The sequence below is a fragment of the Streptomyces sp. NPDC056361 genome (assembly GCF_042262805.1).
Classification (GTDB): domain Bacteria; phylum Actinomycetota; class Actinomycetes; order Streptomycetales; family Streptomycetaceae; genus Streptomyces.
Genome location: NZ_JBHJQI010000044.1, coordinates 1 through 17,121, shown reverse-complemented (window position 1 = coordinate 17,121; position 17,121 = coordinate 1). Strand labels below are relative to the sequence as shown.

Annotated in this window: 20 protein-coding genes; 10 read left to right on the top strand and 10 right to left on the bottom strand. The window is 74.0% G+C overall.

Annotated elements, in window-relative coordinates; translation table 11 throughout:
• Positions 1-126: 126 nt before the first annotated feature.
• Positions 127-729, top strand: a complete 603-nt coding sequence (locus ACFCY7_RS16695) for a TetR family transcriptional regulator (RefSeq protein WP_376485511.1) — start codon at positions 127-129, stop codon at positions 727-729.
• A gap of 98 nt (positions 730-827) precedes the next feature.
• On the opposite strand, the gene lepB is transcribed toward ACFCY7_RS16695, so the two are convergent.
• A complete protein-coding gene (gene lepB / locus ACFCY7_RS16690; protein ID WP_376485508.1) occupies positions 828-1,436 on the bottom strand; it encodes a signal peptidase I in 609 nt (202 codons plus the stop codon).
• Between the two features lie 103 nt (positions 1,437-1,539).
• The gene (locus tag ACFCY7_RS16685) at positions 1,540-2,655 is read right to left on the bottom strand and encodes an AraC family transcriptional regulator (protein WP_376485506.1); all 1,116 of its coding nucleotides are present in this window, start codon (positions 2,653-2,655) and stop codon (positions 1,540-1,542) included.
• 194 nt (positions 2,656-2,849) lie between these two features.
• Here ACFCY7_RS16685 and ACFCY7_RS16680 point away from each other — a divergent pair, with 194 nt between their 5' ends.
• Positions 2,850-3,248 carry a Rieske 2Fe-2S domain-containing protein gene (locus ACFCY7_RS16680; RefSeq protein ID WP_376485503.1) on the top strand — a complete coding sequence of 133 codons (399 nt, stop codon included), beginning with the start codon at positions 2,850-2,852 and terminating at the stop codon, positions 3,246-3,248.
• Here the strand turns inward: ACFCY7_RS16680 and ACFCY7_RS16675 are convergent.
• Positions 3,235-3,915 (bottom strand): cysteine hydrolase, encoded by a 681-nt coding sequence (locus ACFCY7_RS16675; protein WP_376485501.1) that lies wholly within the window; start codon positions 3,913-3,915, stop codon positions 3,235-3,237. The genes ACFCY7_RS16680 and ACFCY7_RS16675 overlap by 14 nt on opposite strands.
• 76 nt (positions 3,916-3,991) lie before the next feature.
• On the opposite strand from ACFCY7_RS16675, the gene ACFCY7_RS16670 reads away from it, so the two are divergent.
• A complete protein-coding gene (locus ACFCY7_RS16670; RefSeq protein ID WP_376485499.1) occupies positions 3,992-4,459 on the top strand; it encodes a pyridoxamine 5'-phosphate oxidase family protein in 468 nt (155 codons plus the stop codon).
• Positions 4,460-4,548: 89 nt separating this feature from the next.
• Here ACFCY7_RS16670 and ACFCY7_RS16665 read toward each other — a convergent pair whose 3' ends face one another.
• Complete coding sequence (locus ACFCY7_RS16665) at positions 4,549-5,451, bottom strand: LysR family transcriptional regulator (RefSeq protein WP_376485496.1); 903 nt, start codon at positions 5,449-5,451, stop codon at positions 4,549-4,551.
• A gap of 73 nt (positions 5,452-5,524) precedes the next feature.
• Here ACFCY7_RS16665 and ACFCY7_RS16660 point away from each other — a divergent pair, with 73 nt between their 5' ends.
• Positions 5,525-6,565: a DMT family transporter gene (locus ACFCY7_RS16660; RefSeq protein WP_376485494.1), complete on the top strand. Its 1,041-nt coding sequence runs from the start codon at positions 5,525-5,527 to the stop codon at positions 6,563-6,565.
• 17 nt (positions 6,566-6,582) lie between these two features.
• Here the strand turns inward: ACFCY7_RS16660 and ACFCY7_RS16655 are convergent, their stop codons facing one another.
• Entirely contained in the window at positions 6,583-7,464 is an 882-nt protein-coding gene (locus ACFCY7_RS16655; RefSeq protein ID WP_376485491.1) for an ABC transporter permease, read from the bottom strand.
• Positions 7,461-8,372 (bottom strand): ATP-binding cassette domain-containing protein, encoded by a 912-nt coding sequence (locus ACFCY7_RS16650; RefSeq protein ID WP_376485489.1) that lies wholly within the window; start codon positions 8,370-8,372, stop codon positions 7,461-7,463. The genes ACFCY7_RS16655 and ACFCY7_RS16650 overlap by 4 nt, the downstream gene beginning before the upstream one ends.
• Positions 8,373-8,504: 132 nt before the next feature.
• Here ACFCY7_RS16650 and ACFCY7_RS16645 point away from each other — a divergent pair, with 132 nt between their 5' ends.
• Together ACFCY7_RS16645 and ACFCY7_RS16640 are read left to right on the top strand one after the other, a co-directional pair.
• A complete protein-coding gene (locus ACFCY7_RS16645) occupies positions 8,505-9,698 on the top strand; it encodes a sensor histidine kinase (RefSeq protein ID WP_376485487.1) in 1,194 nt (397 codons plus the stop codon).
• Positions 9,695-10,366, top strand: a complete 672-nt coding sequence (locus ACFCY7_RS16640; protein WP_376485484.1) for a response regulator — start codon at positions 9,695-9,697, stop codon at positions 10,364-10,366. Before ACFCY7_RS16645 ends, ACFCY7_RS16640 begins: the two co-directional genes overlap by 4 nt.
• Positions 10,367-10,409: 43 nt before the next feature.
• Here ACFCY7_RS16640 and ACFCY7_RS16635 read toward each other — a convergent pair whose 3' ends face one another.
• Positions 10,410-11,744, bottom strand: a complete 1,335-nt coding sequence (locus ACFCY7_RS16635; protein ID WP_376485481.1) for an aminotransferase class I/II-fold pyridoxal phosphate-dependent enzyme — start codon at positions 11,742-11,744, stop codon at positions 10,410-10,412.
• A 35-nt stretch (positions 11,745-11,779) separates the two neighbouring features.
• Here ACFCY7_RS16635 and ACFCY7_RS16630 point away from each other — a divergent pair, with 35 nt between their 5' ends.
• Positions 11,780-12,508: a pyridoxamine 5'-phosphate oxidase family protein gene (locus ACFCY7_RS16630; RefSeq protein ID WP_376485480.1), complete on the top strand. Its 729-nt coding sequence runs from the start codon at positions 11,780-11,782 to the stop codon at positions 12,506-12,508.
• A 17-nt stretch (positions 12,509-12,525) separates the two neighbouring features.
• A complete protein-coding gene (locus ACFCY7_RS16625; RefSeq protein WP_376485477.1) occupies positions 12,526-13,170 on the top strand; it encodes an FMN-binding negative transcriptional regulator in 645 nt (214 codons plus the stop codon).
• Positions 13,171-13,196: 26 nt separating this feature from the next.
• On the opposite strand, the gene ACFCY7_RS16620 is transcribed toward ACFCY7_RS16625, so the two are convergent.
• From ACFCY7_RS16620 to ACFCY7_RS16610, 3 genes are all read right to left on the bottom strand, one after another.
• Positions 13,197-14,165 carry a DMT family transporter gene (locus ACFCY7_RS16620; protein ID WP_376485475.1) on the bottom strand — a complete coding sequence of 323 codons (969 nt, stop codon included), beginning with the start codon at positions 14,163-14,165 and terminating at the stop codon, positions 13,197-13,199.
• A gap of 177 nt (positions 14,166-14,342) precedes the next feature.
• Positions 14,343-15,419, bottom strand: a complete 1,077-nt coding sequence (locus ACFCY7_RS16615) for a DMT family transporter (protein ID WP_376485473.1) — start codon at positions 15,417-15,419, stop codon at positions 14,343-14,345.
• A 41-nt stretch (positions 15,420-15,460) separates the two neighbouring features.
• Entirely contained in the window at positions 15,461-16,165 is a 705-nt protein-coding gene (locus ACFCY7_RS16610; protein ID WP_376485470.1) for a Clp protease N-terminal domain-containing protein, read from the bottom strand.
• Between the two features lie 196 nt (positions 16,166-16,361).
• Here ACFCY7_RS16610 and ACFCY7_RS16605 point away from each other — a divergent pair, with 196 nt between their 5' ends.
• The gene (locus ACFCY7_RS16605) at positions 16,362-16,586 is read left to right on the top strand and encodes a hypothetical protein (protein ID WP_376485468.1); all 225 of its coding nucleotides are present in this window, start codon (positions 16,362-16,364) and stop codon (positions 16,584-16,586) included.
• A 68-nt stretch (positions 16,587-16,654) separates the two neighbouring features.
• The gene (locus ACFCY7_RS16600) at positions 16,655-17,083 is read left to right on the top strand and encodes an SRPBCC family protein (RefSeq protein ID WP_367828158.1); all 429 of its coding nucleotides are present in this window, start codon (positions 16,655-16,657) and stop codon (positions 17,081-17,083) included.
• The last annotated feature ends 38 nt before the right edge of the window (positions 17,084-17,121 follow it).

Genomic DNA, 17,121 nt, shown 5'->3' with positions numbered 1-17,121 from the left:
AACCTTCGGGCCGCACCGGGTCGAATGACACTTCGCGGCTTCCTGTTCGAGAATTGGACACTCTTTGAAGGAGTGTCAACACTTCGGACAATCCTGGGAAGAATTGCGCTGGACTAGGCTTGGCCGATGCCACGGTTCAGGGAGACGGTTCGGACACTGCTGCGCGAGCGCCTGCTGGACGCCGCGTACGAGGCGGTCGCGGACCGCGGGTTCGACAAGCTGCGCATGGCGCACCTGGCCGGCGCGGTCGGCGTCAGCCGCCAGACCCTGTACTCGGAGTTCCCGTCCAAGGAGGCGGTCGGCGAGGCCCTCTTCCAGCGCGAGCTGGAACGCTGCCTCGTCGGCATCCAGCAGGGCCTGGACGCCCACCGGGACGACCTCCACGCGGCCGTCGAGGCGGCCGTCGGCTTCACGCTCACGCTGGCCGGCCGCAACCCGCTGATCAAGGCCATGCTGACCAGCGCGGGCGAGGACGGACTCCTCCCCTACCTCACCACCCGCTCCGCGGCGGCGTTCGAGACGGCGACGGCGATGGCCGACGCGTACGTCACGGAGGCCTGGCCGACCGTCGACCCGGTGGCCCGCGAACTGGCCGTGGACGCCGCGGTCCGGCTGACCGCCAGCCACATCGTGCAGGCCGGCCCCTCCCCCGAGGCGTCGGCCCGCCGCGTCGCGGACACCGTGGTCCGGGTCGCCCTGAGCACCGGCCGCGAGGAGATCCCCCGGTAGCACCCAGGGGTGTCCGGCCGATCAGCCCGGCCTGGAGCGTGCGTGCCGGGCGCCGCGGGGCCGCCCTTCGGGCGACGACGGGAATGTGACGACAGGCCCTAGGGACCCGGCCCCGGGTACGCCTCCAGGACCGGCCTATTGCCGATGTCCCCCGCCGACGTGACCGGGAAGGCCCGCAGTCCGACCCTCCCCTCCACCCGGCCGATGTCACCCCAGCCGTACGTCCGGGAGTCGTCGGACAGGTCGGGGTTGTCCCCCAGGTAGAAGAACGCGCCCTCGGGCACGGTCCGCATCCCGGGCCTCGCCGACCGCGTGCCGTCGGGCGCGCAGCAGGCACCCGTACGGCGGGCCTGGGCCGTCCACTGGGGCGCCACCACCCGGTACACGGGCCCCCGTCCGCCCTCCTGGAGGAGCACCTGGAACGGCTCCTCCGGCGTGGACACGACGGCGACCCGGTCACCCGGCAGCCCGATCACCCGCTTCACCAGCAGCGCGTCCCTTCCGGTGGCCCGCAGCAGCACCACGTCGAACCGGCGGGCCTCGCCCGCCGACCCCGGCGCCACGAGGATCCGGTCCCCCTGGTGGAGGGTGGGCGCCATGCTCGTGCCGTCGACCCTGACGCCGAGCGCGGTCACCGCCACGCCCGCGACGAGACTGAGCAGCACACCGGCCCCGAGGACGGCACCGGCCACCCGGCGCGGGTTCACCGGCGGCGCGTGGGGTCCGGGGGCCTCACGGCGCCGGACCGGTCGATTTCGGTCATGGCGGGACGGTAGGACGGGGCGCGGACGGCGGCTGTGACCGTACCGCTCACGGTTGTTGACCGCGACCGCGGCGAGCCTGCCCGCCTCCCTCGAACCGTTCGTTCCGCCCTACGGCCCCGACGTCCGCCGCGACCCCCCGGGGCCGCGCCCGGTACGCCCGGGGCGTCTCGCCGGTCCAACGCCGGAACGCCCGGTGGAAGGCGCTGGGTTCGGAGAACCCGAGCTGGCGGGAGAGCCGCTCGATGGAGACCCGGCCGCCGGCCAGTTCGGCGATGGCGTGATCGCGCCGCACCTGGTCGCGGAGCCGCTGGTACGTGGTCCCCTCGGCGGCCAGTTGGCGGCGGAGGGTCTGCGGGCTGACGGACAGCCGGTCGGCGAGCTGCTCGGGCGTCGGCACCGGCCCGGCGGGCAGGGCCCTCCCCATCAGGTGCCGCACGCGGCCCGTCGCCGTACTGCCGTAGTCGGCGCAGACGAGCACGTCGACGGGGGCGCGGCGGAGGAAGACCTTGAGCGCCGCCGCGTCGCGGAGGACGGGTTCGTCGAGGTCCGCCCGGTCGAAGACGGCGGCCGTGCGTCCGGCGCCGAACACCCGGGGCGCGCCGAACAGGAGGGCGTACTCCCCGGAGTGACGGGGTTCGGGGTGGGTGAACTCGACCCGCCGCAGGCCGATCCGGCGGCGGATGAGCCAGCCGGCGAAGCGGTGCGCGACGAGCACGGTGGACTCGGCTCCGAAGTGCAGCGGGTCGTCGTACGCGGAGACGTCGAACTCCATGCGGGCCTCGTCGGGTTCGCCGGCCTCCCCCGCCGCGGGCTCGACGAGTCGGAAGCGCGGTCCGGCGGGGAAGAGGGAGTAGAAGGCCTGGCAGCGCCGGAGCGCCTCGCGCAGGTCCCGGCTGCCGTGGACGGCGACGTGGGCCATCATCGCGAAGGTCCCCACCTTGCTGGGCGCGCCGCCGAAACCGATCAACTCGTCGTCGAGCGTGGCCCACAGCATCCTGACGAGCTGTCCGAACTGTTCGGCCGGCACGCGCGCGCGGGGTTCGTCGGCGAGGGTGGAGGGCAGTCCGGCGCGGGCGAGCAGCGACGTCACGGCCACCCCGCGCCGCTCGGCGCCGAGGAGCACGGCCCGTACGTGGTGGGCGCTGACCGAGTGCGTCGGCATGTGTGGGGCCCCCGTCCCGGCGGTGTCGGGCCCCGGGCCCGCCGGAGCTGGACACTTTGATCGAAGGATGTCCAAGTTCCGACACTCTACTGGGAACTGTAAGGCGGTCGAAGACGCCATCCTGTGAACGGGACACAGGTCACAGACGTACGGTCGTGGCCGACAGCAGTGCACCGAGGGAAGAGGGGCAGTACATGAGCGGAGTGGCACGCCGGACGGTGGTCGCGGCGGCGGGCAGCGCGGGCCTGGTGGCGGCGCTCGCCGCCTGCGGCGGCGGCTCGGACGACAAGAACACGGCAGCGGAGGGCGCCACGCTCGCCCGCACCGGCGACATCCCGGTGGGCGGCGGGAAGGTGCTCGCCGACCAGGGGGTGGTGATCACCCAGCCGAAGGCCGGCGAGTTCAAGGCCTTCTCCTCGAAGTGCACCCACGCGGGCTGCGCCGTCAGCGCCGTCAAGGACGGCGCCATCGTCTGCCCGTGCCACCAGAGCCACTTCGACGTGTCGGACGGCAGCGTGAAGTCCGGCCCGGCGCCGTCCCCCCTGCCGCCGACGCCGATCCAGGTGGTGGGCGACGAGATCAGCCTCGGCTGACGGCACCTCCGGTCCGCCCGGGACCGCGGGGAGCCTTCCAGCAGTCCAGCACCTCGTCGGTCGTCGTGATCGTGGCCACGAGGGCGAGGGTGTGACGGATCATCGCGGGGGTGTAGTCGGCCGGCACCCCCGCGATGGCGTCCCCGGGCACGACCACCGTGTAGCCGCGGTTCACGGCGTCGAACACCGCGTTGGGCACGGCCACGTTGGCCGAGACGCCGGTGACGATCAGCGTCCGGCAGCCGAGGTTGCGGAGCAGTGCGTCGACGTCGGTTCCGGCGAGCGGCGAGAGCCCGTGCAGGCGCCGGACCACGAGGTCCTCGTCGACGACCTCGATCGGCGCGGCGACCCGTACCGCCCTGCTGCCGCTGTGCTGCTGCACGGGCAGCCGGCCGGCGGCCCGGAACAGCCTGGCGTTGCTGTTGGCCCCCCGGCCGTCGGGGCGCCGCTCCGCGACGGCGTGCATCACCTGGACGTCCGCCCGGTGCGCCGCGGCGACCAACCGGGCGACGTTCCGCAGGGCGCCCGATCTGCGTGCGGCGGTGGCCAGTTCGGGCAGTGCGCTGTCCGGGCCGACGACCCCCTCCTGGCATTCGACGGTGAGCAGGACGACTCCGCCGTCCGGGCGGAGCCGTTCCCCGAGCCGTTCTGCCGAACTCTGACCCATGGTCTCCCCTTGCACGCGCGCGGATGGCCCTCCATGCTTTCTGACGTCTCATCAGAAATCCAGAAGGGTGCGGACGATGACCGTCGCACAGCGCCGTGGACGCCGGATCATGATGACCCCGGCCGAGCTCGACTCCTTCCTCGCCGAACAGCGCACCTGCCGGGTCGCGACCGTCTCCGCCGACGGCCGCCCGCACGTCAGCGCGCTCTGGTTCGCCTGGGACGGAACCTCGCTGTGGCTGTACTCGCTGACCCGCAGCCGCCGCTGGGCGGAACTGCGCGCCGATCCGAGGATCGCGGTCGTGGTCGACGACGGCGAGGAGTACGGCGACCTCCGCGGGGTCGAACTCTCGGGCACGGCCGTCTTCGTCGGCGAGTCCCCGCGCACCGGCGAACCGTGCCCCGAACTCGACGTCGTCGAGCGGCTCTTCGCCGCCAAGAACTTCGGCCTCGACGCCATGCCCCACGACGGCCGGCACGCCTGGCTCCGCCTCACCCCGGACGCCGTCGCCTCCTGGGACTTCCGCAAGCTCGCCGACCTCTGACCGACCGGGCACCCGGCGAGGCACGGGCGCGGCCGGACCGGCGGTAGGCACCGGCCCCCCGCCCCCGCTGCCGCCAGGCCCCCCGACCCCTAACTCCCCAGAGGCTCCGCCGCCGCCCGCAGCGCTGCGACGACCGCCCGTACGGAGGGCCGGCGGCCCGCGTCGGCGCGCCAGGTCGCGTAGATGTGCCGCCGCACCTGCTGCCGTACGGGCACGAAGACGACCCCGTCCGGAACCGGACGACCGAGCCGGGGCGTGACGCACACCCCGAGCCCGGCGGCGACGAGGGCCAGTTGGGTGTGGTGCTCCCCCGCGAGGTGACCGATGCGCGGTTCGATGCCCTGCGAGCGCAGGGTGAACATCAGCCAGTCGTGGCAGAACTCGCCCTCGGGCCAGGACACCCACTCCTCGTCGGCGAAGTCCTCCAGGTCCACCGTCTCGCGGCCGGCCAGCGGATGCCCGGCGGGCAGGGCCACGTCGGCGGAGTCGTCGAGGAGGTGGGCGCGCTCCAGCCCGCCGGGCACGGGCGCCCGCTTGTTGCTCCAGTCGAGGACGAGGGCGAGGTCCGCGTCGCCGCGCAGCACCGCGCGCACCCCCTGCTCGGGCTCCAGCTCCGTCGTACGGACCCGGAGCTCGGGGTGTCCTTCGCGCAGGGCGGCGAGGGCGGCGGGGAAGAGTCCCCGGGCCGCCGTGGGGAAGGCGGCGGCGCGCACCTCGCCGACCACCTGCCCCCGCTGGGCCTCGATGTCGGCCTGGGCCATCTGGACCTGGGACAGGATGCGGGCGGCGTGCTCGGCGAGCAGCAGCCCGGCGTCCGTGAGCCGGACGCCCCGGCCGTTCTTGGCGAGCAGCTGCTGGCCGACCTCGCGCTCCAGCTTGGACAGCTGCTGGGAGACGGCCGAGGTCGTGACGTGCAGCCCGTCGGCCGCGCCGCTGACCGAGCCGTGCCGGGCGACGGCGTCGAGGGTGCGCAGGCGCTCCAGGTTCAACATGTAAGCGATCCTAAGGGAAGGGGTCGAGGAATTCTCGCTTGTCCTAAGAGGTGGGGCCCGTCACCCTGACTGCATGAGCCCCGCAGCCCCGACCACCGCCCGCACCTCACGCCTGCTCGACTGGCGCGTCCGCTTCGGCGCGCTCGCGCTGATCTGGGGCTTCAGCTTCCTCTTCATCAAGGTCGGCACGGAGGGCTTCGCCCCGTTCCAGGTCACCTTCGGCAGGCTGCTCTTCGGTACGGCGGTCCTCGCCGTGGCACTCGTCGTCAAGCGCGACCGCCTGCCCCGGGGCGCCCGCACCTGGGGTCACCTCACCGTCGCGGCCCTGCTCCTCAACGCCCTGCCGTTCTCCCTCTTCGCCTACGCCGAGCTGACCATCCCCTCGACCCTCGCGGGCATCTGCAACGCGACGACGCCGCTCTGGGGCATGCTCCTCTCCCTCGTCGCCCTCTCCGAGGACCGCCCGACCCGGGTCCGGGCCGCCGGCCTGGGCATCGGCTTCATGGGCGTCCTCACCGTGCTCGGCGCCTGGCAGGGCTTCTCCGGCCTCGACGTGACCGGCACCGCCCTCGCCCTCCTCGCCTCCTTCAGCTACGCCGTCGGCTGGATCTACGTCCGCCGCACCCTCGCCGGCACCGGCGCCTCCCACCTCTCCCTCGCCACCTCCCAGGTGGGCCTCGCCACCCTCCAGCTGGCCGCGGTCACCCCCTTCTTCACGTCCCTCCCGAAGTCCGTCGAGGTCCTCCCCCTCCTCGCCGTCATCGCCCTCGGCGCCCTCGGCACCGGCTACGCGATGCTCCTCCAGTACGGAGTCGTCGCCGAGGTCGGCCCCACCACGGCCTCCATGGTCACGTACTTCATCCCCGTCATCGCCACCACCGCCGGCGTCGCCCTCCTCGACGAACACCTCACCTGGAACACCCCTCTCGGCGCCCTCGTCGTCCTCGCCGGCGCCGCCCTCACCCAGACCCGCACCCGCCCCGCCCCGACGCCCCCCGTCGCGGGCCATCGCTCCGCCGGGGCGGATCCCACCCCCGCGCCCCCCACCGTGGGCACCCGTTCCGCCGAGGCGGAACGGGTGGGCACAACGGACGGCGCCCCCTGCCGGATCTAGGCTTCCGCGAACGCCCCTCACACGTCGCGCCGCCGCACGACCACCACCATCACGACCACCGCGACCAACGCCCACCCTCCGAACACCCCCCACGCCTCCCCCACCGGCACCGGGTACTTCTCCGCCGCGTAATCCCGCGCGGGATTCCTGACCAGCGCCCGCCAGGCGCAGAGCGGCATCGCGTTCCCGATCTCCTTCACCCACCGGTACGTCTCACCCGTGAAGAGCGCCGGCACCATCAGGAGCACGCCGACGACCGCCACGACCGTGCCCGCCGCGTGCCGGACGAGCGCGCCGAGGGCCATCCCGACAAGCGCGCACAACGGCGCGAGCAGCGCGGAGGCGGCGACGGCCCGCAGGGCCCCGGGGTCGCCGAGGGACATGCCGTGGTGGTCCCGCAGGATCATCTGGGTCACGCCGAACGAAGCGCCCGCGACGACCGTCCCGAGGACGAGCATGACCGCCGCCATGACGATCGCCTTGGCCGACACGACCGCGCTGCGCGCGGGGACGGCGGCGAAGGTGGTGCGGATCAGTCCGGTGGTGTACTCGCCGAAGACGGCGAGGGCGCCGACGCTGCCGGCGACGACCATGAGGAGCTGCCAGGCCGGGTCGACGAAGGCGGTGCCCAGGGGATCGAAGAGCGTCTCGACCCCGGCGGGGAATCCGGGCGGCGTGGCGGGAGGCAGTTCGGGCTGCTGCGCCAGCCGCTCGGCATTGCTCCGGGCGGAGTTCACGTTGATGCCGATGACCGCCGCCGGGCCGATTCCGAGGACCCAGGAGGTGGATCGCAGCGACCACAGCTTGATCCACTCGGCGACGAGGAGGTGGCGGAACCGGGCCGGGGAGTCGAGGCCGGTCGCGTACGCCTTCGGTACGGGCATCGTCCGTGCGGTCATCGTGCTTCTCCTGCGCTGTACTCGGTGCTGCCGGCGGTGAGTCCCATGAAGGCCTCTTCCAAGGAGGCGGACCGGGGGGCGAGTTCGTGCAGGAGGACGCGGTGGTGGAAGACGAGTTCGCCGATGCGGTCCGCTGTCAGACCGGTCACCGTGCACGAGCCGTCGGCCTCCTGCCGGACGGCCGCTCCCTCCGCGCCGAGGACGGTCGTCAGCGCGGCGATGTCGGGTGTGCGGACGGACACGCTCGGCCGGGTGCCGCGAGCGGCGAACGCGGCCAGGCTCTCCGCGGCGATCAGCTCGCCCCGGCCGATGACGATCAGCTGCTGGGCGGTGTGCTCCATCTCGCGCATCAGATGGCTGGAGACCAGGACCGTGCGGCCCTCGGCGGCGAGCCGCCGGAAGAGGCCGCGCACCCACAGCACGCCCTCCGGGTCCAGCCCGTTGAGCGGCTCGTCGAACAGCAGGACGGGCGGGTCGCCGAGAAGCGCGGCGGCGATGCCGAGCCTCTGCTTCATTCCGAGGGAGAAGCCTCCGATGCGGCGCTGGGCGGCGGTGGCCAGCCCCACCTCCTCCAGGACCTCGTCCACCCGGCGCCGAGGCAGGCCGTTGCTGTGTGCCAGTGCGGACAGGTGTGCCCGCGCGCTGCGTCCGCCGTGCACGTCATGGGCGTCGAGCAGTGCCCCGACGTGCCGCAGCCCGCGCGGTCGCCCCCGGAACGGCTGTCCGTCGACGGTGACGGTGCCGCTGCTGGGGTCGTTCAGGCCGAGGATCGTCCGCAGCGTGGTGGACTTGCCGGCGCCGTTCGGACCGAGGAAGCCGGTGACGTGGCCGGGGCGGACGGTGAAGGTCAGGCATGCGACGGCGGTGGTGGTGCCGTATCGCTTCGTCAGTTCGTTGACTTCGATCACCGGACCACCGTGCCGTGGGCCGCTTCCGCGCGGCATCGCCCGGCGGGCCACAGTCCCGGGGACCGCATGTGGCCCGGGGGTGTACGCCTGCGGGTCGATGCCCCGCCATCCGCCCGTACCTATGATCGCGGCATGATCCACTCACCCCGGGCCGCGCGCCCGTGGCGCGTGCGACCGGCCGCGGCGCGGGCCCTGGCCTGGTGCGGTGCGTTCGCCTATCCGATCCTGCTGTACGTCGCGGTGCTCAACGAGAACGAGCCCACCGGCGTACGGCTGTTGCTGCCGGCGGCGCTGTCGGTTCTGGCCCTCCCCCTCCTGCGGCGCCGACCGCTGCCGACCCTGGCCCTGGTGCTGGCGGGTTCGTTCGCCGCGACGTTGCTCGCGGCCTCGAAGCTGGCCTCGGCCTACCCGTTGACGGCATCGGGGCAGGCATGGCAGATCGGCTGCCTGCAGGCGACGGTGATCGATGTCGCCGTCGGCTGGATCGCCGCCGTCCGGGGGCGGCGGACCGCGCTCGCCGCCGCGGCCGTCGCCCTCGCCGTGCAGATCGCCACCGCCGCCTTCCACCGGAGCGGGCAGGACGCCTTCCTCTCGGCCGTCGCGTTCCTCGTCCTGATGCTCGCCCTTGCCGTGATGGCCGGCCATCTCGTCCAGGAGCGCCGCGAGCACGCCGAAACGGTGCGGACCCAGGCCGCGGTCCAGGCGGTCACCGCCGAACGGCTGCGGATCGCACGCGAGTTGCACGACATGGTCGCGCACAGCATCGGCGTCATCGCCATCCAGGCCGGCACGGGGCGCAGGGTCATCGACACCCAGCCGGCGGAGGCCCGCAATGCCCTCGCCGCCATCGAGTCCACCAGCAGGGACACGCTGGCCGGGCTGCGGCGCATGCTGGGAGCGCTCCGCGCGACCGGACCCGAAGCGGCGCCGCTGGCCCCCGCGCCGAGCCTGGCGGACGTCGACCGGCTCCTCGCGGCCACGCGGGACAGCGGCGTACGGGCCGACGTGGTGCGGCGCGGGGAACGGCGCCCGCTTCCCGCGGACGTCGAACTGTCGGCCTTCCGCATCATCCAGGAGGCCGTCACCAACGTGGTCCGCCACGCGGGCACGCACGAGTGCCGGGTGGTCATCGAGTACCAGGAGGACGAACTGGCCATCGAGATCACCGACCACGGTCATGGGCCCGCGTCGGCGGGCGCCGGATACGGCATCACCGGGATGCGCGAGCGGGTCGCCCTGCTGCACGGCCGGTTCACCGCCGGACCCCGCCCCGAAGGCGGCTTCCGCGTGGCGGCCCGGCTGCCGGTGCCCGTGGAGGCGCGATGACCCCGCCCGCCGTCCGTGTCGTCCTCGTCGACGACCAGCCGCTGGTGCGCGCCGGGCTGCGCGTGCTCGTCGCGGACAGCCCGGGTCTCGAGATCGTCGGAGAAGCGGGGACCGGGGAGCAGGCGGTCCGGCTCGCCGAGGACCTCAGACCCGACGTGGTGGTCATGGACGTCCGCATGCCCGGCATGAACGGCATCGAGGCGACCGGGCTGATCACGGCGGGCCCGAGCCCGTCACGGGTCGTCGTCCTCACCACCTTCGACGACGACGAGTACGTCTACGGCGCGCTGCGCGCGGGCGCGAGCGGATTCCTCGTCAAGGACATGGACCTGGACGACATCCTCACCGCGATCCGTGTGGTCGCCGCCGGCGAGGCGCTGATCGCGCCGAGTGTGACCCGCCGCCTCATCGAGGAGTTCGCCGCCCGCCCCGAACCCGCGGCAACTCCCCCGGCCGGGTCCGTAGAGGGCGTCACCGACCGGGAACGCGAGGTGCTCACCCTCGTCGGACGCGGCCTGTCCAACGCCGAGATCGCCGACCGGCTCACCATCAGCCCCGCCACGGCGAAGGCCCACGTGGGGCGGCTCTTCACCAAGCTGGCGGCCCGTGACCGGGTCCACCTGGTCATCATCGCCTACGAGCTGGGCCTGGTCTCGCCGTCGCGCTGACCGCGACCCCAGCGGGCCGGGGTCGCCCCACGGCACGGCCCCGTCACCCGTAACTCCGCGCCGGCACCCCTCGCGCCCCCCTGGCCAGCGCGTCCGCCAACCCCTCCACGTCCGACGCCGCGAGTCCGGACACCGTCACGCGCACCGCCGGCCCGGTGTCCATCCGGAACCGCGCGCCGGGTGCGACGGCCCAGCCGTCGGCGAGGAGTCGTGCCACGGCGCCGGTCTCGTCGGCGACGGGGATCCAGACGTTCATGCCGCTGCGGCCGTGGCCGGTGACGCCGCGGCGGGCGAGGGCGCGGACGAGGCCGTCACGCCGCTTGCCGTAGGAGCGGGCGACGAGCGCGGGGTCGACGGCGTCGGTGGCCCAGAGGTGGGCGACGGTCCGCTGGAGGAGCCGGCTGACCCAGCCGGGGCCGAGCTGCTGTCGGCCGAGCACGCGGTCGACGGTCTCGGCGTCGCCGGTGAAGGCGGCGATGCGCAGGTCGGGGCCGTAGGCCTTGGCGACCGAGCGGACGAGGACCCAGTGGTCGGTGACGCCGGCGAGCGGGTGGAGCGGCTGGGCGACGATGCCGTGCCCGTGGTCGTCCTCGACGAGGAGGACGTCGGGGTGCGCGGCGAGGACGCGGCGCAGGGCCCGTGCCCGGTCCGCGGTGACGCACGCGCCGGTGGGATTCTGCGCCCGGTCGGTGACGATCACCGCGCGCGCCCCGTCCTGCCGGATCGCGCGGTCGACCTCGTCGGGCAGCGGTCCCTCGTCGTCGACGGCGACCGGCACCGGGCGCAGTCCGAGCGCGGGCACGAGGTCGAGGAGGCTGCCCCAGCCGGGGTCCTCGACGGCGACGGCGTCGCCCGGCCTGAGGCGGGCGGCGAGGACGCGTTCGACGGCGTCGAGGGAGCCCGAGGCGACGCCGACGGGGCCGTGGGGAATGCCGTCCGCGTCGAAGGCGGCGCGGGCGAGCCGCCCGAACTCCTCGTCGACCGGGGCCTCTCCGTACAGCCCGGGGCGTTCGGCGTACCCTCGCGCCACCTCGGCGAACGCCTCGCCGAGCGGCGGCAGCAGGGCGGGGTCGGGGCTGCCGTTGCTCACGTCCCGCACCCCGGCGGGCGCGTCCACCCGGATCGAGCCGCGCGCGGTCGTGGCGGGCCGTGGCCGCACCCGGCTGCCGCGGCGACCGTCCGTCTCGATGACACCGCGCTCGCGCAGGGTGCGGTAGGCGGCGGCGACGGTGTTCGCGTTGACGCCGAGGGTCGAGGCCAACTCCCGCATCGGCGGCAGTAGTCGGCCGGGCTCCAGGGCTCCGGTCCCGACTCCTCGCTCGACGCTGGCGGCAATGTCCGATGCGCGGCGACCTTCGATCCGATACTCTCCTAGCACAAAAGAGATTATGCACTAGTGCAATGGAGTCCGCAATGACCGCCGCCGCCGCCGAGACCACCGAGTCCACCGACATCGCCGGCACGAACGCGTCCACCGACACGGCCGACGCGTACACGCCGACCGACCGGACCGTGCCCACCCGCTCCCGGGAACGGGCCTCGTACGACAAGGCGCTGGTCCACTCGATACTCGACGAGGCGTACGTCTGCCACCTCGGCTTCGTGCGCGACGGGGCGCCGGTCGTCCTGCCGACGCTCTACGGCCGGGTCGGCGACCGGCTCTACGTCCACGGCTCCACGGGCTCGCGCCCGCTGCGCGCCGCGGGCGACGGCGTGGAGGCCCCCGGTCTGCCGGTCTGCCTCACCGTGACCCACGTCGACGGCCTGGTCCTGGCCCGTTCGGCGTTCCACCACTCGCTCAACTACCGCTCGGTCGTCGTCCACGGCACCGCCCACCAGGTGACCGACCCGGAGGAGCTGCGCACCGCCCTCGACGCGCTGGTGGACCACGTCGTCCCGGGCCGCTCCGCCGACTCGCGCCCGGGCAACACCAAGGAGCTCGCCGCCACCGCCGTCATCCGGCTCGACCTGGACGAGGTCTCGGCGAAGGTCCGCACCGGCGGCCCCAACGACGCCCCGGAGGACCTCGCCCTCCCGTACTGGTCCGGCGTGGTCCCCGTACGGCCCGACTACGGGGCGCCGATCCCCTCCGACGACCTCGACCCGGCCGTCGCCCTGCCCGACTACCTCGCCGCGCTCTGAGGACGGACGGACCGACGATGCTGATCCATCCCTGGGACTCCGCCCACGACGAGGGCGAGTGGCGCGCCTGGCTCGCCCGCCACGACTTCGGCCAGCTCGCCGTCAACGGCCTGCCCGGCGAACCTCCGTGGGTGCAACCCCTGCACTTCCGGTACGACTCCGAGCCCGGCCGCCACGGCAGGGTGCTCGCCCACCTCGCCCGGCCCAACCCGCTGTGGCGCGCCCTCGACGCGAACCCGACGGTGCTCCTGAGCGTGGTCGACGACTACGTCTTCGTACCGGGCCCGTGGACGGCTCCCGAGGGGGCGCCGTCCGAGCACGGCACCCCCACCTCGTACTACGCGGCCGTCCAGCTGCGCTGCACCGCGCACGTGGTCGACGACCCGGCGGAGAAGGCCGACCTCCTCAACCGCCAGGTCGCCCACTTCCAGCCGGACGGCGGCACCGCGCCGGTCGCGCCGGGCGAGGCCCCGTTCGGCCGCATGCTGTCGGGGATCCGCGTGCTGAACCTGGAGGTCACCGACGTACGGGCCAAGTTCAAGTACGCGGGCAACAAACCGCGGGACGTCCAGGACCGCGTCGCGGACCGGCTCGGCGAGCGCGCCGGCCCCCGCGACCGGGCCGCCCGCGACCACCAGCTCCGCCGCCGCACCACCGACTGACGGCGACCGCACGGCCTGCTGTCGGCCTAGACCGCCACGGCGGCCTCCCGCCTGCGTTCCTCCACCGCCGTCCGGGCCTCCGCGAACGCGAGGCCGGTGACGGCGGCCAGCAGCAGCAGCGTGCCGAGGACGATCGCGGCGGTGAGCTCCTCACCGAGCAGCGAGACGGCGATCAGGGCCGCGCTCACCGGCTCCAGGAGCATGATCACGGACACCGTGGCCGCCCGGACGACGGCCGCCCCGGCGAAGTACAGGGCGTACGCGAGCGCCGTCGGCACCGCCGCCACGTAGACCAGCAGGAGCACGACGCCCAGCGGCGCGTCCGTGTGCGGTACGAGTCCCTCCGCGAGCGCCGCCGGCAGCAGCCCGGCGGCCCCGATCGCGAAGGCCCAGGTGGTGGTCGCCAGCGCGTCCGTGCCACCGCCGTCCCGGCCGAGCCACCGGGTGAGCAGGGTGATCGCCGCGTACCCCGCCGCCGAGACGACCGCGAGGACGACACCCAGCGGCCGGACCTCCGCCGCGCCGCCGCCGAGGACGAGCACGGCCAGTCCGGCGAGCGCCCCGGCGACGGCGGCGACCCCGCCGCGGCCGAGGCGCTCCCCCATGGTGAGCCGGGCGCCGACCGCGATGAGGACGGGGCCCGCACCGAGGGTGACGACCGTTCCGACGGCGAGGCCGGTGGCCTGGACGGCGGCGAAGTACGCGCTCTGGAAGACGGTGAGCCCGATGCCCGTGCCGAGGATCCGGGCCGTCCGCCGGCCCCGCGACTCGACGGCGGTACGCGCGGCGGCCCGCCGCGGCCGCAGCGCGAGCGCGCCGAGCAGCAGGACGAGACCGCCGACGCAGCGCCAGAACGAAAGGGCCAGCGGGCCCGTGTCACTGATCCGGAAGATCAGCGAGGCGGCGGCACCGGCCGTGCCCCAGGCGATTCCGGCGACGATCAGATAGAGGAGGCTCCGCCCGACGGACAGGGCGGATCCCGAGGAGTTCGACACGTGACTTCTCCGAGGAAGACAGGAGGGAAAGGTGGTCGCTGGGCTCCGCGCGCGCAGCGACGAACCGCTCGGCGGGGGCGAGGAGCCGCCCGGCCGAGCCCGGTCTTCGTCGAGGAGTGTCTCCGCGCGCGCTAGGCGGCGGGAGGCGGAAGCACGGTCGAATGCATGGCCGTCACCCTACGAGGCGTTCCGCCCGGCCGACAACTCCGCACCCCGCCCGACCACGTCCCCGTCAGCGCCGGAACCGGAACCGGGACCGCCGCCGTCGCGTGCCCCTGGCCCTGCCGCGGCACCTGCCCCGGCCTCCGTTCCCGCGGCGGACCCCGCCACCGGCGCGGACGGAGACGCCTTCGGCGTCGACGACTGCGCGATGAAGGCCCCGACGAGGACGACCGCGCCTCCGATGATCTGCGGCGCCTCCAGGTGCTCACCGAGCAGGACCCAGGCCAGGACCGTGGCGATGACGGCCTCCAGGCAGGCCACGACCCCCGCCACCTGCGGGGACAGCCGGCGCACCGAGATGACTCCGGTGACGTACGCGAGGACGGTGGCGATCAGCACGATCCACCCGAGGAGCAGCCACGCGGGCACGCTGCTGCCGTCCATGTCGGCGCTGCCGCCGAGCAGTGCCCAGTCCATGCCCCACGGGCGGGCCACGACCGTGAGGACGAGCGCGCCGATGAGCAGTCCGTACGCGATGACGCCGAGCGGATCGGCCTGCCCGGCCTCGTCGGAGCCCTGGTCGGAGAGGACGAAGTAGCCGACCTGGCAGCAGGCGGCGGCGAGCGCGAGGAGCAGGCCGAGGAGGTCGAAGCTCAGCCCCGACCAGACCTGGACGACGCACGCGAGACCGCCGGCGGCGAGGACCACGCCGACGGCGGCGGCGCGGGTGACCGGGCGGCGCTGGACGAACCGGACCCAGCCCAGGACGAGCGCGGGCGCGAGGTATTCGATGAGCAGCGCGACGCCGACGGGTATCCGGGAGATCGAGGCGAAGTAGAAGGCCTGGACACCGGCGACGGCGAGCAGGCCGAAGCCCACGAGGAGGGCGGGTTTGCGGCGCAGCAGGTCCCGGTGGCGCCAGGCCACGGGCAGCATGACGAGCGCGGCGCCGGTGACCCGGAGCCACACCACATGGAGCGGGTCGAGTCCCGCCTCGATGAGCGGCTTCGCCGCCACACCTGAACCACCGAATGCGAAGGCCGAGGCCAGGGCTAGTCCCAGGCCGGCGCTTCTCCCCTGAGACGCGTGCATCCGGCCATGATGACAGGACGCCGTCAGGCGCGTAACCCCCGTTACACCTGTTGAGACGGCTCCTCACCGCGCGTACCGAGGCGGACGTCCGCGTGGACGTCCGGACGGACGTCGGCGCCCCCATCGGTACGGGCGTCCGACCCGGCATCGACGAGCACGCCGGGGCCGAGGTCCGGCCCGGAATCGATCCGCGCGTCGGCCCGGCCGTCGATGCCGGCGGCCAGCGCGGCCGGGTCGACCCCCGCGCGGCGCAGCACCTCCGCGGCCCGGCATTCCGGATCGGCGGCGATGACGGCGAGCAGATCGAGGCCGCGCGCGCGGTCGTCGCCGCGCGCGGCGGCCCGGCGGAAGGCGCCTTCCAGGGCGACGGCCGCCGCGGGCGACCAGCCGGAGGCCCGGGCGCCCTGCGGTTCGGCCCCGCGCACGGCGGGGAGCAGCCGCCCGGCGCCGGAGTCCTCGACCGAGCGCTGCCAGCGGAGGCCGTAACCGATGGACCGCTGGGCGAGGTAGCCGAGGACGCGGGCGAGCCGGCGGGCGTCGTCGAACGCGGCACCGGCCTCGGGGTCGGATTCGACGAGCGCGTGGAGGAGGTGCGCGGTGTCGATCTGGCGGTCACCGTCCCGGAGGGCTCTGCGGCGGGCGCCCGTCACGACCGCCGCGAGCGACGGCGTGAGGAAGGACGTGAGCTCCGCGCGCAGGGCGACGGGCTGCCGGTGGGGCGGGGTGAGCGGGACGGGACTGTGCACCCTCCCACCTCATCAGGCGAGGGCGGCCGGGGCATCACCGGCGAGAAGCATGTCCACATCCCACCGGAGTTGGGCACGGGTGCGCGGTTCCTCCTCCTTGCGGATGAGATTGCGCTCGCTCGACCCGAGGGGCGCGCGCCGCCTTGCTTCGCGCCCCTGTTGCAACCACGGACCCTCCGCCGCACGTCTTCCGGTCGTGTTCTGGATGGTCGCTCTGCTCGCGCTCGACGGGCGGCAGTACGTGTACCGGGTGTACGCACCCCGGGAAGCACTGCCGGCCGATCTGTTCTGGGCCGCGTTCCACTGCCACGAGGAGGACGGGGCGCCGCGAGCGTCCGACAGCTTCGACGCCTCGGAGATCTGGTGGATCGGCGACGGCACGGGCCCGGCCACCGCAGAACTGACGGTTCATCAGTATTGAATGTTCACGGCCGCCCCGCTACGTTCCGCGACACCGGAACCCAGTTGGACGCGTGAAGGGGTGGTCTCATGGCCGAAGTCAGCGCGGAGGCACGGATCGAGGCGCCGGCGGGGAAGGTCTGGGCGCAGCTCACGGACTTCGCCTCGTACGGCGAGTGGAACGCCACCCACACCAGCTTCCCGAACGGCGGCCCCGCCCCCCTGGAGGCGGGCGCCACCTTCACCGAGAACATGAAGCTGATGGGCTTCCCGGCCGAGGTCCTCTGGACGGTCGAGGAGCTGGAGTCCGAGCGGGCCTTCGCCATCAAGGGCAAGGGCCCGATGGGCGTCCTCGTCACCACCCGCTACTCGCTGGCGGCGGACGGGGACGCGACGACCGTGCGGATCGACGGCGAGTTCACCGGTGCGGCGGTCTCCCTGATGGCGGGCAAGCTGAAGGACTCGGCCACGGCGGCGCTGACCGAGTCCCTGCGCAAGCTGTCGGGCCTCGTCGCCTGAACCGCACGTACGGGAAGGGCCCCGCAGCACACCGCTGC

Excerpts from the sequence above, each read along its gene's own strand:
- ACFCY7_RS16625 (WP_376485477.1), top strand. The coding sequence starts at position 12,526 with ATGCTGATCCATCCCTGGGACTCCGCCCACGACGAGGGCGAGTGGCGC.
- ACFCY7_RS16680 (WP_376485503.1), top strand. The coding sequence starts at position 2,850 with ATGAGCGGAGTGGCACGCCGGACGGTGGTCGCGGCGGCGGGCAGCGCG.
- ACFCY7_RS16645 (WP_376485487.1), top strand. The coding sequence starts at position 8,505 with ATGATCCACTCACCCCGGGCCGCGCGCCCGTGGCGCGTGCGACCGGCC.
- ACFCY7_RS16600 (WP_367828158.1), top strand. The coding sequence starts at position 16,655 with ATGGCCGAAGTCAGCGCGGAGGCACGGATCGAGGCGCCGGCGGGGAAG.
- ACFCY7_RS16665 (WP_376485496.1), bottom strand. The coding sequence starts at position 5,451 with ATGTTGAACCTGGAGCGCCTGCGCACCCTCGACGCCGTCGCCCGGCAC.
- ACFCY7_RS16695 (WP_376485511.1), top strand. The coding sequence starts at position 127 with ATGCCACGGTTCAGGGAGACGGTTCGGACACTGCTGCGCGAGCGCCTG.
- ACFCY7_RS16660 (WP_376485494.1), top strand. The coding sequence starts at position 5,525 with ATGAGCCCCGCAGCCCCGACCACCGCCCGCACCTCACGCCTGCTCGAC.
- ACFCY7_RS16615 (WP_376485473.1), bottom strand. The coding sequence starts at position 15,419 with ATGCACGCGTCTCAGGGGAGAAGCGCCGGCCTGGGACTAGCCCTGGCC.
- ACFCY7_RS16670 (WP_376485499.1), top strand. The coding sequence starts at position 3,992 with ATGACCGTCGCACAGCGCCGTGGACGCCGGATCATGATGACCCCGGCC.
- ACFCY7_RS16685 (WP_376485506.1), bottom strand. The coding sequence starts at position 2,655 with ATGCCGACGCACTCGGTCAGCGCCCACCACGTACGGGCCGTGCTCCTC.
- ACFCY7_RS16640 (WP_376485484.1), top strand. The coding sequence starts at position 9,695 with ATGACCCCGCCCGCCGTCCGTGTCGTCCTCGTCGACGACCAGCCGCTG.
- ACFCY7_RS16630 (WP_376485480.1), top strand. The coding sequence starts at position 11,780 with ATGACCGCCGCCGCCGCCGAGACCACCGAGTCCACCGACATCGCCGGC.
- ACFCY7_RS16675 (WP_376485501.1), bottom strand. The coding sequence starts at position 3,915 with ATGGGTCAGAGTTCGGCAGAACGGCTCGGGGAACGGCTCCGCCCGGAC.
- ACFCY7_RS16655 (WP_376485491.1), bottom strand. The coding sequence starts at position 7,464 with ATGACCGCACGGACGATGCCCGTACCGAAGGCGTACGCGACCGGCCTC.